Raw genomic sequence first — 13,579 nt, 5'->3', positions numbered from 1 at the left:
TGATCCGGAATAGACCATTTTCTTTTTGTTTAATTTTCCTTACCCGCAGCTACCGTGAACGATCTGTGATCAATCCAAATCCAGCGTCATCTGATTCATCCGGGCAACCGGGCCGTAGCTTTTGCGGTAGAATGGCAGCACGCCGTATTTCTCCATCGCTTCCAGATGCGCTTTGGTCGGATATCCCTTGTGCCTGGCAAAGCCGTAGTCCGGATATAAGCGGTCGTAGCCCAGCATGATATGATCCCGCACAACCTTCGCCAGAATACTGCCGGCCGCGATCGACAGGCTTTTCTGATCGCCTTTGATGATCGACAGCGTCGGCTTGGAACAGTGAAGCAGGGGCATCGCGTCGGTCAATACGGCTTCCGCGTTAATTTCACAGGCGATTTCTTCCATCGCTTTCTGCGTTGCGCGGTAGATATTGAGCGTGTCGATTTCTTCCGGGGTGACAATTTTAATCTTGTAGCAGCGGGCTTCCCGCAGGATCAGCGAAAACAGCTTCTCCCGTTTTTTCTCGCTCAGCGCTTTGGAATCGTAGATTTCAGAATTCGCGTAGCCGATGTCGAACACGGCTCCTGCCACGACCAACGGCCCGGCAATCGGTCCCCGGCCCGCTTCGTCGATACCGACGACATGCTTGCCCTGATCCCAGAAGCTGCGCTCATATTCCAACCCCGCCTGATGATTCATGCCGGACGCTCCCAGCTGATCGGTCCCAGCTTATCGTTGCGGATTTCGTTGATCACCATGTCGATCGTGCGCGTGAGGTCCGCCTCGCCCTGCTTATTCAAATGCTTGCGGGCAACGGCGATCTGAGTCAAAAGCGCATACGGATCCGCAGCGAGGTTCTCCAGCGCATAGCGTTCCTTCAACCGCTGAGGCTCGTTGGCGCTGAGCCATTTCAGGGCATAGACCACGACCTCCTCCTTCGGCAGGATTTCATCACGGATCGCGCCGGTCAGCGCAAGATGGAACCCGACGGTCGGATCTTCAAATTTCGGCCACAGCACACCCGGGGTATCGAGCAGCTCGACATCCTTGTTCAGTTTGACCCACTGCAGGGAACGGGTAACGCCCGGCCGGTCTGCCGTCTGGGCGATCTTCTTGCCTGCGAGCCGGTTGATCATCGTGGACTTGCCGACATTGGGCACGCCGACCACCATCGCGCGGATGGCGCGCGGCCGGATTCCCCGGCGGATCATCCGTTCGATTTTTTCCTTCATGACTTCCTTGCAGGCCTGTGTCAGCTTCGGCACAAACGAGTCGTGAAGCAGATCGGCGGCGATGACCAGCGTCGTATCGTCCTTCAGCTTCTCGATCCACTGCTGGGTGATTTCCGCTTCGCCTTTATCCTTTTTTGACAACACGATCAAACGAGGTTTCGTCTGGATGATTTCATCCAGCATCGGATTTTTGGAAGACAGCGGAATCCGGCAGTCGCGCAGCTCGATCACCAGATCGACCAGCTTTAAATTTTCCTGCATTTCCCGCTTGGCTTTGGTCATGTGCCCGGGAAACCACTGGATGGTCATATCAATGCACTCCTATCTGTTGAAACGGGAACAGCACGACGACGTCCTTCGCCTTGATCTGTTCCTTCTTAAACGGGCCGTACCAGCGGGAATCGCTGGAATACGGACGATTGTCGCCGAGCATGAAGTATTCGTCGTCTGCCAGCGTCACCGGTCCAAAGTCCTGAGTGAAGCTGCCGTTGGCGCTCTGGCTGCGCTTGTAGTCCTGATCGAAGAAATCTTCTTCCACAGCTTCGCCGTTGACAAGCAGCTGATCCTGACGGTATTCGATTGTTTCCCCCGGCAGCCCGATCACGCGCTTGACAAGATATTCCTTCTTTTCCGGCACGTAGATGATCGCGATATCAAAACGCTTTAAACCTTGCATCCGATAAGTCAGAATATTGGAAAACCCGATCGCATTGTTGTGCAGCGTCGGATACATGGAATCGCCGTCGACCCGCACCGGCCGGATTAAAAACCGCGTGCACAGGAACACGACGACAATGCTGATCAGCAGCATTTTCAGGAAATCCCATAACTCTTGTCCCCAGTTGATCGGCGCTTGTTTCTTTTCTTCCATGACAATTCCTCCTTGCGCCGTTTCAGCGCAGTAAAAAGAAAAAGCCGGATAGCTCCGGCTTCGACTAGCGAATTTCTTTGATACGAGCCGCTTTGCCGGACAGGCCGCGCAGATAGAACAGCTTGCTTCTTCTGACCTTGCCCCGGCGGACAACCGTGATCTTGTCGATGATCGGCGAATGCAGCGGGAATGTTCTTTCAACTCCGACGCCGCTGGACATTTTACGAACCGTGAAGGTTTCAGCGATGCCGCTGCCCTTCTTCGCGATGACCAGACCTTCAAACGCCTGAATACGGGACTTGTCGCCTTCTTTGATTTTGACGTCAACTCTGACTGTGCAGCCCGGACGGAATTCCGGAATGTCGGTACGGAGCTGATCTTTTGTGATTTCGTTGACTAAATTCAGATTCATACTTTTTCTCCTTTTCAAATCTCGATTTTATCCGATGCTCATTCATTCAACAGAATCAGCGGAACATGGACGCTATTAAGCTGTATTACTATAACATACGCGGACTGAAAACGCAATCCTTTTTATTCCAAATCCGGCTTAATTTCCGGACTTTCCGCCCCTTCGCCGGCTTCTGCCTGCGCTTCTTCCTCTTCCAGCACTTCATCCAGAAGCTTCTGTTCTTCCCTGGTGAAGTTCCGGTTTTCCAACAAGTCCGGACGCACCCGCAGCGTCAGCCGCAGCGACTCCTTCAGCCGGAACTTCCGGATGTTCTCATGGTGGCCGGAAAGCAGAACCTCCGGCACGGTGTGACCCTCATAATCCACCGGCCTGGTATACTGCGGATATTCCAGCAGGCCGTTCTCAAACGATTCATCGAGATGACTTTCTTCCGTGATCACGCCCGGCACCAGGCGCGTCACCGCATCGGTGATCACCATGGAAGCCAGTTCGCCGCCGGTCAGCACATAGTCGCCGATGCTGATTTCCTCGTCGACATACGCGCGGATCCGCGCATCGAAGCCCTCGTAATGACCGCACAAAAGAATCAGGTGATCCTGTTTTACCAACTCGCGGGCCTTGGCCTGGTTAAATTGCTGGCCGGTCGGTCCCATCAGCAGCACCCGGCTTTGGGGCGTCCGGACGCTTTTCAGACAATCGAGCACCGGCTGACATTTCATGATCATCCCCTGACCGCCCCCGAAAGGATATTCGTCGACACGGTTGTGCTTGTCCTCGGTAAATTCGCGGATATCGACTGCTTCAATTTCCGCCAGTCCTTTCAGGCGGGCTTTCTTGATGATCGACGTCGTCAGAAAGCCCTCGAACATTTCGGGAAACAGCGTCAGGATCGTTATTTTCATAGCAGTCCCTCGATCAGATCGAGCGTGATCGTTTTAGCCTGCAGATCGACCTGCTTCACAAAAACGTCGATGTACGGAATTAACGCCTGCTTCCCGTCCGGTTTTTTCAATCGGATCAGATTCTGCGCCGCCGAGGCTTCCATCCGCACGACCGTCCCTAATTCGTTGCCCTGCGGATCAATGGCTTTCAACCCTTTAAGCTGAAAGAAATAATACTCACCCTCCGCTAAGGGCGGCAGCGCTTCCTGGTCGACCGCCAGCTCGCAGCCCTTATATCGCTCGACCTGATTGATGTTTGTCACGCCTTCCAGCAGCACAAGCAAAAGGCCTTTATGTTCCTTGACCGCGGCGATCGTGACTTCCTGATCGCCTTCCGGCAGGCAGACGGTCAGCGTCTGTCCCGGCGCAAACCGTTCTTCCACGAAATCCGTATCCGGCACCACCTTCAATTCTCCGCGGATACCGAAAGTGTTGACAATTTTGCCAATGATCATTTTCTTCATCGGACTTTCCCCCTTTCTTTGCTTGGTTTCCATTCGCACCCAATCGTTTTGCAGCGTGCGAATGCCTTGCCTGCCGATGCAGGATTTAAGCTCACAGCGGCAGAAGATGCTGAGTTCGCTGCACCCTCCGCTGCCGTCAACCTTGTTTTGTTGAAAAAAGGATGCAGGGCATCCTTCTTAATACGACTCAAATTTTACCGAAATCCGGCGGTTTTCGATCCGGGCCGGCACGTTCATCAGCTGCCGCAGCGCGGAAGCCATGCTTCCCTGGCGGCCGATCAAACGGGCGATATCCTCGCTCTTGGCATACACCACTAACAGGATCTCGTTTTCGTTAAGACTTGGCAGCGACTTCACTGAAACACTGTCCGGGTCTTCCACCATCGGCTTGACCAGGTTCAGTAAGACTTTCTCCAGATCGAGTTCTGCCATACTTTACTTCGCGTTTTTTTCTTCGTGCAAACGCTTCATCAGACCTTCGCCGGACAACAGATTGCGAACTGTGTCGGAAGGCTGTGCGCCGTTTCTCAGCCACTTCATTGCCAGATCCGCATCGATCTTAACGGTAGCCGGATTCGTTGTCGGGTTGTAGTATCCGATCGTTTCGATGGAACGTCCGTCTCTTGGGAAGCGGGAATCCGCAGCAACTATTCTGTAAAACGGAGCCTTCTTAGCACCCATTCTCTTTAAACGCAGTTTAACAGCCATTTTTCTATACCTCCTGAAAATTACTTACTCATCATATCATAAAAAGAAAGCCTGTCAAGTGTTTTTCCTTTACAGGCTTCATTTTCTGTTTTCTATTCGATCTACCACTTGCGGCGGCGTGGGTTCAGCGGGATATTCATGCCCTTTTTCTGCCCCATCAGAGCGTTCATATTCAGCTTGCCGCCCTTCTGCATCTGCGCCATCTGCTTCATCATCTGGCGGGTCTTCTCAAACTGATTGACCAGCGCGTTGACTTCCTGCACAGTCGTGCCGCTGCCGGCGGCGATTCTTTTCTTCCGGGATGCGCGCAGAATGCCCGGATCCTGACGTTCTTCCTTCGTCATGGAACGGATGATCGCTTTCGACCGGTTCATCTGTCTTGTCGTCTTTTCATCATCCATCTGGGAAGCGAACTGGTTGAGTCCCGGAATCATCTTCATGATGCTGCCTAAAGAACCCATCTTCTGAACCTGTTCTACCTGTTGGAGCATATCGTCCAGCGTGAAGGTGCCTTCCATCATCTTGCGGGCGCTCTTTTCAGATTGTTCCAGATCCATCTTTTCCTGCGCCTGTTCGACTAAGGTCATGATGTCGCCCATACCAAGAATCCGGTCGGCCATGCGGTCCGGATAGAAGACGTCGAGATCTTCCATTTTTTCGCCCAAACCGATAAATTTCACCGGTACCTGAGTAATCGAACGAACGGACAAGACGCCGCCGCCGCGGGAATCGCCGTCGAGTTTGGTGACGACTAAACCGGTGACGTCCAGCTTTTCATGGAACGCCTGCGCGACGTTGATAATATCCTGACCGGTCATCGCGTCGACAGTTAACAGAATATCGTCAGGTTTGGCGATTTCCTTGATCTTCGCCAGTTCTTCCATCAGCGCTTCGTCGATATGCAGACGGCCGGCCGTATCGATCAACACGATATCCGCGCCGATTTCCTTCGCGTGCGCCAAGCCCTGGCGGACCGTTTCCACAGCGTCGGTTTCCGTTCCCAGCGAGAACACCTCGGCCCCGACTTCTTTGCCTAACGTCTGCAGCTGTTCGATCGCCGCCGGACGGATAACGTCCGCCGCAATTAACATCGGATGCTTATTATATTTTCGTTTTAACAGCGAAGTAATCTTCCCGACGGATGTGGTTTTACCAGTTCCCTGCAGCCCCACCATCATGACGACGGTCATGCCGGACTCCTTGAAATTCAGCGTCGCTTCCTTTTCGCCTAAAAGCGCGACCAGTTCGTCGTGAACGATCTTGACAACCATCTGCGACGGATTCAGCGAGGTATAGACCTCCTGTCCTACCGCTTTATCCTTAACCTTGACTAAAAAATCTTTGACGATCTTGTAATTGACGTCCGCTTCCAGCAAAGCCAGCCGGACTTCCCGAAGCATGTCGTCCATGTTTTTTTCAGTCAGTTTCCCCTGGCCGCTGATATTCTTAAACGCTTTATTCAGCCGCTCTGTCAACGATTCAAATGCCATACTTGTTTCTTCCTTTCCTGCAAATTTCTTATCCGGAATTTATTATACCAAGAAATCCGGGTCAAAGCACCTGTTTCAGCGGTTTTTGCTTAAATTCAAAAAAAGAAGGTGCAACGACAACCTCCTTTTCTCCTCTTACGCTTTATCCAGCGGTGCTTTCCGGCCTGTGTTTTTTGGCAGAGTACGGAAATGCAGATGAAATTCAATCCGTTTGCCATGACCGACAGCGTTGATCGTACCGCCGTGCAGCTCCACAATATCCCGGGCGATCGCCAGCCCCAGTCCCGCGCCCCCGGTAGCGGCGCTGCGTGACGGATCCGCACGGTAAAACTTCTCAAATAACAGGCTGATCTGGTCGGCGCTCAGCTGCGGTCCGATATTGGCGAACATCAGCTCCACCCCGCCGGCATTTTCCTGTAGGGTGATTTCAATATCGCTACCGCTGTCGCAATAGGCCAGCGCATTCCGCAGCAGGTTATCGAATACCCGCGCCAGTTTATCGGCGTCGGCCTCGATCATCACGCCCTCCTTCAGCTGCAGCTGACACTGAACCTGACGCTCCTCAAATAACGGATAAAACTCATCCGTCAGCTGCTGCAGCATGACGCTTAAATTCACCGGTTCTTTATTGAGCGTTTGTTTCTGCAGCGCAAACCGTGTGATATCAAAGAATTCATTGATCAGACTCTCCAGCCGATAACTTTTCTCCAACGCGATCTGCGTATATTTTTCACGCAGTTCCTCACTGATTTCTTTTTCATCGTTCAACAACGACAAATACCCGATGATCGAAGTCAAAGGCGTCTTTAAATCATGCGCCAGATAAACGACCAGATCATCGCGCTTCTGTTGTTCCTGCTGCTGCGCCTGTTCGCTGCGCAGCGTTTCATACTTAATTGAATTCAGCTGGTTCTCAATTTCTTTAAAATCCGTTGGCAGCACGACCAGCCCTTCGTCCTTATTGAAGACCTGATTGATCGAAGTAATGATCTGTTCCAGATAATTAGAAGTTTTACGGATTGTAAAATAGATGACGATCATAATCGTTCCGGAACCGATTAAAAACAACAACGCTTCTTTATTGCGTACACAGAACCGATAAAGACCGCTGTCCAGTGAGAACAGAAAATTCGCAATAAAATCGTTTAAAATTCCATCAACCAGCCGCAGCCCTAAAAACAGCAGCAGAATCGCGCCGACGATCTGCAGGCTTAATTCCAGAAACAGCCGGATTTTAAACCGGCGCAGACTATTTTTCAATTTTATACCCCATTCCCCACACCGTTTTGATGAACTTCGGATTACGCGGCTGTTCATGCATCTTTTCGCGGATCCGCCGGATATGGACCATCACTGTATTGTTGGACTCGAAGTATTTTTCTTTCCAAATACTCTCAAACAGATCCTGCGAACTGATGACTTTTCCGCGGTTTTCACACAGCATCTGCAGAATTGAAAACTCAGTCGGCGTCAGATTCAGCTTTTCTCCGTACAGCGTGCATTCATGCGTGCTGCAGTTTAAGATCAAGCCCTGGAAATCAATGATATTATCATCCCGCTTCTGGGAATTATAGCGCATGTAGCGGCGCAGCTGCGCTTTGACGCGGGCTGTCATTTCAACCGGGTTAAACGGCTTGGTGATGTAATCATCAGCGCCGATTGTCAGACCCGTAATCTTATCAATATCCTCGCCCTTCGCCGTCAGCATGATGACCGGATAATTATAATGGCTGCGGATTTCTTCACAGAGATGAAATCCGCTGCAGTCTGGAAGCATGACGTCGAGGACCGCCAAGTCAAATTTGTGATCCCGGATTAACTTCAGCGCTTCCGTACCGCTGTACTCCACGGTTGTCTGAAATCCTTCATTCTTCAGGTAAACTGAAACCAGCTGAGCGATTTCCGCGTCGTCATCGACGATCAGAATTTTCTCATTCATCGTTATCCCTCATTTCGATTTCAAGTATAGCCTATAAACGGATTTCCAACAATCTGCAAATTCTTACAAAGAAATAAACGTCAGACCGCCATTTCCGCTAACGGCGGATTACTGATCGGCTTCACTGAAATAAACGAAACCTTTTCCGCCACGATCTCCGCGTTGTAATACGTCTGTCCCTCCTTCGGTTCGTAATTGTGCGCCTGCAGTCTTCCCTTCACCGCCACAACGGAGCCGGGGCGCAGTAAATCCGCGCACGTTTCCGCGACGCCGCGCCACAGTACAACATTGAAAACATCCTGATCATACTCGCCGTTGCTGTTGCGGAATCCGCGGTCGACCTCCAGCAGCATCGTCGCGATTTTTGTTCCAGCTGCCGTGAGCCGGATTTCGGGAATTTCTTTGACCTTGCCTACCAACACCATGAAATTTAACATAGCTTTCCTCCTTGTGTCCTCATTATGACCGAGACTCAATATTCTGGCAAACCGGCAAATTCAACTCTTTTTTCAGAGTTATCTGGAATTGGCAGGAGAAAGTAAACAAAAAAAACGGAGAAGACAGAATTCTCCATTTTTCGATTTTTTTCAAAATTCATTGAATCCGATCAATAAACCTTACGCCTGTGTCTGATCCTCTGCCGGACTGATTTCCACAACGCTGCGCTGATCAAACCGGAGCGCGCCGAACGCTTCCTGCACCTGCTGCTGATCCAGCTGATCGATTATTTCCAGCGTATCAAAGAAGCTGACGCCGTTAAACTGATTGCGGATCATCGCTACCGCAATGTCCTCCATGTTGTTGAACGTCCGCATCGCTTCGCCGAAATAACGGCGTTTTAGCAGCTGCAGCTGCTGATAATCAACGGCCCGGCTCTTCAAAACCTTGAGCTGTTCTTCAATAAACTGGGTAAACGCCGCGGCGTCCTCCGTTTCATTATAGAACATCATCATCGCGTAATCCTTGCCCAGATCGATTTCGTAGCCGAAATAATCGTTGATGATTTCATTGTCCAGCCAGTTCTGATAATCCGGATTCAGCGAGCTGAAATGCGATTCCAGCAGACACCGGATCGCCCATTCCTGCCGTACCCGTTCTTTGGCCGAGGTCTTCAGCGGCGCAAACTTATACGCCACGCTGACCTTGCGGACGGCGACATCCATCGGAATAACCGTATGACTGGATACCACGGTTTCGGGTTCCTCTTCCAGATACCGGCCGACGTCCTTGACCGGCTCAAACGACTTCGCTTTCTGATTTTCCTCAATCCATTCCAGCAGTGTTTGCGGCTTCTGCGGTCCGGCGACGATTAACGTCATACGGGAAGGATGATAGTTCAGCTTGTAGCAATCCTCTAACAGCTGGCGGGTCGTCGCATTGACGCTCTTCTCATCCCCGCCGATATCGCGGTTAAGCGGATGCTTATGATATAAAGCCTTAAACGTTTCAAAGATCAAGCGGCTGTCCGGCATCTGCAGATACATCTTCAATTCCTGATTGATGATGCCTTTTTCCTTTTCCACCGATTCCTCCGTGATCCGCAGATCCTGCACGAAATCGATTAACAGATTCAACGGTTCCTTTAAGTCACCGTGACTGGTCGTGAAGTAATAACACGTTTCGTTGTAAGAGGTAAACGCATTGACGTTCGCGCCCATCCGCGAGAAATCGTCCATGACGTCCCCTTCATCGGATTCAAACAGTTTATGTTCAAGAAAATGAGCGATGCCGCTGGGGAAATCGAGATGATTTCCTTCCTTATCAATCTGGCGGTAATCCAGCGCGCCATAAGGCGTCGCAAAAACCACAGCCGCGCTGACAAAGTCCGGCTTATGCCAGAAAATCAGGTTTAAGCCGTTATCCAGCGTATGCGTATACCACGTTTCATCAAACTGTGCGTTAACAATTTTCTTCATGGGCGTCCTCCTTCTGAATCAATGCGAACACCGCTTTGCATTCCATCGCGGCAAACAGCTTCCTGATCGCTTCCCGATCCACGCTGCGGATCTCGTCGCTGATCTTATCCAGACTGCGTGTCTGTCCCAGCAGGCAGTTCTGAAATTCCCGATTGATCATTGAAAGCGGATCATCCTCAGAAGCCAGGATCGAATTGATCAGCATTTCTTTCGCGGTATTGAGCATTTCCTCGTCGAAATCACCCTCAGCCATGCGCTGACGCTGCTGCTCAACCAATTCCTTTACTTCATCCAGATGGGCGCTGTCGATTCCCGTGCTGACGCTCATGACGCCGTCATAGGAAAGGATGCTGGAATAGATGGAATAGCACAGACTGCGCTTTTCCCGCACTTCCTGAAACAACAGCGACGTCGGCAGCTGACCGAAAATGCAGCTGCCTGTGCGCAGCGTCCAGTAATCCGGGCTGCTCAGCGCGACATGCGTCGGATACATCATGACCAGCGTCGTCTGATCGATCGCCCGGGTTTCTGATTTTTCCTCCGGCTGTTCCTTTTCCGTCAGATATTTGCTTTTGATTTCCAGCTCGCGGTCTTCTAATGGAAAAGCATGTTTTAACAACGAGGTCACGGTTGCCGCATCCACCTGGCCTTCCACAAACATATCGATCCGATCCTCACGAATCATCTTTTCATAGGCGGCGCTGACCTGTTCCAGCGTGATCGCTTCCGCCTCTTCCATCGTCGGCAAAACGCTGATGCCTAACGCCTGCCCCTGTCCCATCAGCTTCGCACATTGGGATGCGGCGTAAGCGGAAGGATTATCGCTGCGGCGCTGAATCATCGCTTTTAAATTGATCATCGCTTCCTTAAACAGCGCGGGGGACAGCTGATCGCCCTCTTTTAACGGGTGCAGTAAAAACTGCGCAGCCAGCGCGATCTGGCGCTGTAAAAGATCGCCTCCAACATATTTTTCATTCAAGGCTTTAACGCGGAATTCCAGAATCTGTCCTTGACCGTAAGTCGTCGTCCGCGCTGAAGCACTGGCGCCGTACAGCCCGTCCAGGCAGCAGGAAACCTCCCGTTTTGTCGGATATTTCTCACACCGGTCCGCCAGCATCAGCGCCAATACGGTTCTGACCCAGCTGTCCGGGGTTTTCAGTTCATTAAAAAAACGGAATGACAGGATGACGTCCTTGAATTTTCCCGTTTCCAGAATATGCATTTCAACATTTTTACATAGTGTTTCTGATCTCATCAAACGTTCCTCCTTTGCTACCTAGTATATCCCACTTTCCATTCAAAAAACAGAAAATCTTTCCTTTCCCTTCATCCTGCCGATCAGCGTCCGCCGCCGTTTCATCCCCATCTAGGCTTCTGCCGTTCGCCTGCGATCAGACGGGGATTAACCGGCAACAGGGCATAAGACGGAATTCAGTGCGGACACAAATTGAAAAAACACGTCAAAATCAGACGATTTCATTTTCTTCGTTTGAAAATTTTGTTATGATTAACAATAAGCAAAGAAGAAAAGAGGCCAAAGAGATGAAAACAGAACTTTTTCTCAGAGAAAAAGACGACCGCTCCTTGTTGGTCGTCGTCGACATGATCAACGGCTTTATCCATACCGGAGCCTTAGCGGATCCGAAAATTGATCACATCACCCCCGCCGTAGTGGAGACCGTGAACGCTTATTTAAAGCATGATTTCCCGGTTCTCGCCTTCCGCGACTGCCACAACGAAAGCGCGAAGGAATTTTCCAGCTTTCCGCCGCATTGCTTAAAAGACAGTGAGGAAAGCGAACTGATCGATGAATTGAAGCCCTATGCCGATCAATTCATCATCCTGGAGAAAAATTCAACTAACGGCTTTGTCCAGCCTGAATTTCTGGAAGTCTTCCAGCAGATGACCGATTTGCGCTCCGTGATGATCGTCGGCTGCTGCACCGACATCTGCGTTCTGCAGTTTGCCTTATCCTTAAAAGGGTATATTAATCAAAATGATCTGGGAATTGAGGTTATTGTTCCGAAGAATCAAGTCGCTACCTTTGACGCTCCGGGACACAGCGCCAAGGACTATGGGCACTGGGCTTTGAAATTAATGGCCAACGCCGGAATTCATGTCGTGAACAACGAGGAGGAATAACGCATGCAACCCGAAGATTTAATGCTTTTAACAGATTTTTATGAATATACGATGGCCTATGCGTATTTTAAAGAAAACAAACATGAAGAAATTGCCTATTTCGATATGTTCGTGCGGACGATTCCGGACGGCGGCGGTTTCTTAATTTTAAACGGCCTGCACCGGTTCATCGATTTTGTTCAGCATTTTCATTACACCGACGATCAAATCGATTATCTGCGGCAGACCGGCTACTTTGACGAGGATTTCCTGCATTATTTAAAAACGATGACGATGGACGTAGACGTCTGGGCAATTCCGGAAGGTACGCCGGTGTTCGCCAACGAACCGCTGGTCACCATCCGCGGCACTTTGATCCAGGCCCAGATTCTGGAAACCATCCTGCTTTTGTGCATCAACTATCCGACCTTGACGACCACCAAAGCCTACCGCATCGTCCGCGCCAGCAAGGGCCGGGCCGTCCTGGAATTTGGTTCGCGCCGGGCGCATGGCTTCGACGCCGCCACCGAAGGGGCCCGCGGCGCTTACATCGCAGGCTGCGCGGGATCAGCCTGTACGATTGCCGGACAGAAATATGCCGTCCCGGTCAGCGGCACGATCGCCCACAGCTATGTTCAGCTGCACGACAGCGAGCTGGAAGCCTTCCGCAGCTATGCCCGGGTTTCCCCAGACAACTGCATCCTGTTGGTCGATACCTATGACACGCTGCATTCCGGCATTCCCAATGCGATTAAAGTGGCCCAGGAGGAATTGATTCCGAACGGCCACCGTTTAAAAGGAATCCGGATCGACAGCGGCGATTTGGCTTATCTGTCAAAGAAAGCGCGGAAAATGCTCGATGCGGCCGGTCTGACTGACTGCAAGGTCGTTGTTTCCAATTCGCTGGACGAATTCTTAATCGACGATCTGATCATGCAGGACGCGAAAATCGATACGTTCGGCGTCGGCGAAAATATGATCACCGCCAAATCCACGCCGGTTTTGGGCGGCGTCTACAAGGTTGTCGCGCATGAAAAAGACGGACAGATCATTCCGAAGATCAAAATCAGCGGCAACGTGGAAAAATTGACGAATCCGGGCTTCAAGAAAATTATCCGCTTTTATGACAAGGAAAACCATCAGGCGATCGCTGATCTGTTAGCGCTGCGCGACGAGGTCATTCCAGCGGATGAATATGTATTGTTTGACCCGCAGGCGCCGTGGAAACAGAAACGCATCAAAGATTACGAAATGCGCGAGCTGCAGGAACAGATTTTCGATCATGGCAAGTTGGTTTACACTGTTCCGTCCACGGAAGAAGTCAAAAATTACTGCATGCAGCAGATGGATACGCTGTGGGAGGAAGTCAAACGGCTGCGTTATCCGCACCGGTATTATGTCGATTATTCCCGTCAGCTTTATGACTTGAAACAGGAATTGATAGAAAAGAACACGATTAAAATTTAATCAAAACGGCTTAGGAGAGCGCTC

At 50.9% G+C, this 13,579-nt stretch carries 16 protein-coding genes; 2 read left to right on the top strand and 14 right to left on the bottom strand.

Annotation, left to right across the window (positions count from 1 at the left end):
* Positions 1-69: 69 nt before the first annotated feature.
* From HOLDEFILI_RS15915 to yfmF, 14 genes are all read right to left on the bottom strand, one after another.
* A complete protein-coding gene (locus tag HOLDEFILI_RS15915) occupies positions 70-693 on the bottom strand; it encodes a ribonuclease HII (RefSeq protein ID WP_006060890.1) in 624 nt (207 codons plus the stop codon).
* Entirely contained in the window at positions 690-1,535 is an 846-nt protein-coding gene (gene ylqF / locus HOLDEFILI_RS15910; protein ID WP_006060889.1) for a ribosome biogenesis GTPase YlqF, read from the bottom strand. The genes HOLDEFILI_RS15915 and ylqF overlap by 4 nt, the downstream gene beginning before the upstream one ends.
* Before the next feature lies 1 nt (position 1,536).
* Entirely contained in the window at positions 1,537-2,097 is a 561-nt protein-coding gene (lepB, locus tag HOLDEFILI_RS15905; protein ID WP_006060888.1) for a signal peptidase I, read from the bottom strand.
* 64 nt (positions 2,098-2,161) lie between these two features.
* The gene (gene rplS, locus HOLDEFILI_RS15900) at positions 2,162-2,509 is read right to left on the bottom strand and encodes a 50S ribosomal protein L19 (protein WP_006060887.1); all 348 of its coding nucleotides are present in this window, start codon (positions 2,507-2,509) and stop codon (positions 2,162-2,164) included.
* A gap of 122 nt (positions 2,510-2,631) precedes the next feature.
* Complete coding sequence (gene trmD / locus HOLDEFILI_RS15895) at positions 2,632-3,411, bottom strand: tRNA (guanosine(37)-N1)-methyltransferase TrmD (RefSeq protein ID WP_006060886.1); 780 nt, start codon at positions 3,409-3,411, stop codon at positions 2,632-2,634.
* Positions 3,408-3,914, bottom strand: coding sequence for a ribosome maturation factor RimM (gene rimM / locus HOLDEFILI_RS15890; protein ID WP_039865170.1), 507 nt, complete (start codon positions 3,912-3,914; stop codon positions 3,408-3,410). Before rimM ends, trmD begins: the two co-directional genes overlap by 4 nt.
* Positions 3,915-4,091: 177 nt before the next feature.
* Positions 4,092-4,346, bottom strand: coding sequence for a KH domain-containing protein (locus HOLDEFILI_RS15885; RefSeq protein ID WP_006060883.1), 255 nt, complete (start codon positions 4,344-4,346; stop codon positions 4,092-4,094).
* Positions 4,347-4,349: 3 nt separating this feature from the next.
* A complete protein-coding gene (rpsP, locus tag HOLDEFILI_RS15880) occupies positions 4,350-4,622 on the bottom strand; it encodes a 30S ribosomal protein S16 (protein ID WP_006060882.1) in 273 nt (90 codons plus the stop codon).
* 101 nt (positions 4,623-4,723) lie between these two features.
* Positions 4,724-6,112, bottom strand: coding sequence for a signal recognition particle protein (gene ffh / locus HOLDEFILI_RS15875; RefSeq protein WP_006060881.1), 1,389 nt, complete (start codon positions 6,110-6,112; stop codon positions 4,724-4,726).
* A 135-nt stretch (positions 6,113-6,247) separates the two neighbouring features.
* The gene (locus HOLDEFILI_RS15870) at positions 6,248-7,372 is read right to left on the bottom strand and encodes a sensor histidine kinase (RefSeq protein WP_006060880.1); all 1,125 of its coding nucleotides are present in this window, start codon (positions 7,370-7,372) and stop codon (positions 6,248-6,250) included.
* Complete coding sequence (vanR, locus tag HOLDEFILI_RS15865) at positions 7,362-8,051, bottom strand: VanR-ABDEGLN family response regulator transcription factor (protein WP_006060879.1); 690 nt, start codon at positions 8,049-8,051, stop codon at positions 7,362-7,364. The genes HOLDEFILI_RS15870 and vanR overlap by 11 nt, the downstream gene beginning before the upstream one ends.
* Positions 8,052-8,131: 80 nt before the next feature.
* Complete coding sequence (locus HOLDEFILI_RS15860; protein WP_006060878.1) at positions 8,132-8,488, bottom strand: single-stranded DNA-binding protein; 357 nt, start codon at positions 8,486-8,488, stop codon at positions 8,132-8,134.
* A gap of 180 nt (positions 8,489-8,668) precedes the next feature.
* Entirely contained in the window at positions 8,669-9,967 is a 1,299-nt protein-coding gene (gene yfmH, locus HOLDEFILI_RS15855) for an EF-P 5-aminopentanol modification-associated protein YfmH (RefSeq protein ID WP_006060877.1), read from the bottom strand.
* Positions 9,951-11,222: an EF-P 5-aminopentanol modification-associated protein YfmF gene (gene yfmF, locus HOLDEFILI_RS15850; protein WP_039865168.1), complete on the bottom strand. Its 1,272-nt coding sequence runs from the start codon at positions 11,220-11,222 to the stop codon at positions 9,951-9,953. The genes yfmH and yfmF overlap by 17 nt, the downstream gene beginning before the upstream one ends.
* A 287-nt stretch (positions 11,223-11,509) precedes the next feature.
* Here yfmF and HOLDEFILI_RS15845 point away from each other — a divergent pair, with 287 nt between their 5' ends.
* The gene (locus tag HOLDEFILI_RS15845; protein ID WP_050767003.1) at positions 11,510-12,109 is read left to right on the top strand and encodes a cysteine hydrolase family protein; all 600 of its coding nucleotides are present in this window, start codon (positions 11,510-11,512) and stop codon (positions 12,107-12,109) included.
* A gap of 3 nt (positions 12,110-12,112) precedes the next feature.
* A complete protein-coding gene (locus tag HOLDEFILI_RS15840) occupies positions 12,113-13,555 on the top strand; it encodes a nicotinate phosphoribosyltransferase (RefSeq protein WP_006060874.1) in 1,443 nt (480 codons plus the stop codon).
* Positions 13,556-13,579: the final 24 nt, after the last annotated feature.

The sequence above is a fragment of the Holdemania filiformis DSM 12042 genome (assembly GCF_000157995.1).
Classification (GTDB): Bacteria; Bacillota_I; Bacilli_A; order Erysipelotrichales; family Erysipelotrichaceae; genus Holdemania; species Holdemania filiformis.
This window is presented reverse-complemented; position numbering and strand designations above follow the sequence as displayed.

Bases quoted from the DNA above. Each gene is read 5' to 3' on its own strand.
- HOLDEFILI_RS15915 (WP_006060890.1), bottom strand. From the start codon at position 693: ATGAATCATCAGGCGGGGTTGGAATATGAGCGCAGCTTCTGGGATCAG.
- ylqF (WP_006060889.1), bottom strand. From the start codon at position 1,535: ATGACCATCCAGTGGTTTCCCGGGCACATGACCAAAGCCAAGCGGGAA.
- lepB (WP_006060888.1), bottom strand. From the start codon at position 2,097: ATGGAAGAAAAGAAACAAGCGCCGATCAACTGGGGACAAGAGTTATGG.
- rplS (WP_006060887.1), bottom strand. From the start codon at position 2,509: ATGAATCTGAATTTAGTCAACGAAATCACAAAAGATCAGCTCCGTACC.
- trmD (WP_006060886.1), bottom strand. From the start codon at position 3,411: ATGAAAATAACGATCCTGACGCTGTTTCCCGAAATGTTCGAGGGCTTT.
- rimM (WP_039865170.1), bottom strand. From the start codon at position 3,914: ATGAAGAAAATGATCATTGGCAAAATTGTCAACACTTTCGGTATCCGC.
- HOLDEFILI_RS15885 (WP_006060883.1), bottom strand. From the start codon at position 4,346: ATGGCAGAACTCGATCTGGAGAAAGTCTTACTGAACCTGGTCAAGCCG.
- rpsP (WP_006060882.1), bottom strand. From the start codon at position 4,622: ATGGCTGTTAAACTGCGTTTAAAGAGAATGGGTGCTAAGAAGGCTCCG.
- ffh (WP_006060881.1), bottom strand. From the start codon at position 6,112: ATGGCATTTGAATCGTTGACAGAGCGGCTGAATAAAGCGTTTAAGAAT.
- vanR (WP_006060879.1), bottom strand. From the start codon at position 8,051: ATGAATGAGAAAATTCTGATCGTCGATGACGACGCGGAAATCGCTCAG.
- HOLDEFILI_RS15860 (WP_006060878.1), bottom strand. From the start codon at position 8,488: ATGTTAAATTTCATGGTGTTGGTAGGCAAGGTCAAAGAAATTCCCGAA.
- yfmH (WP_006060877.1), bottom strand. From the start codon at position 9,967: ATGAAGAAAATTGTTAACGCACAGTTTGATGAAACGTGGTATACGCAT.
- yfmF (WP_039865168.1), bottom strand. From the start codon at position 11,222: ATGAGATCAGAAACACTATGTAAAAATGTTGAAATGCATATTCTGGAA.
- HOLDEFILI_RS15845 (WP_050767003.1), top strand. From the start codon at position 11,510: ATGAAAACAGAACTTTTTCTCAGAGAAAAAGACGACCGCTCCTTGTTG.
- HOLDEFILI_RS15840 (WP_006060874.1), top strand. From the start codon at position 12,113: ATGCAACCCGAAGATTTAATGCTTTTAACAGATTTTTATGAATATACG.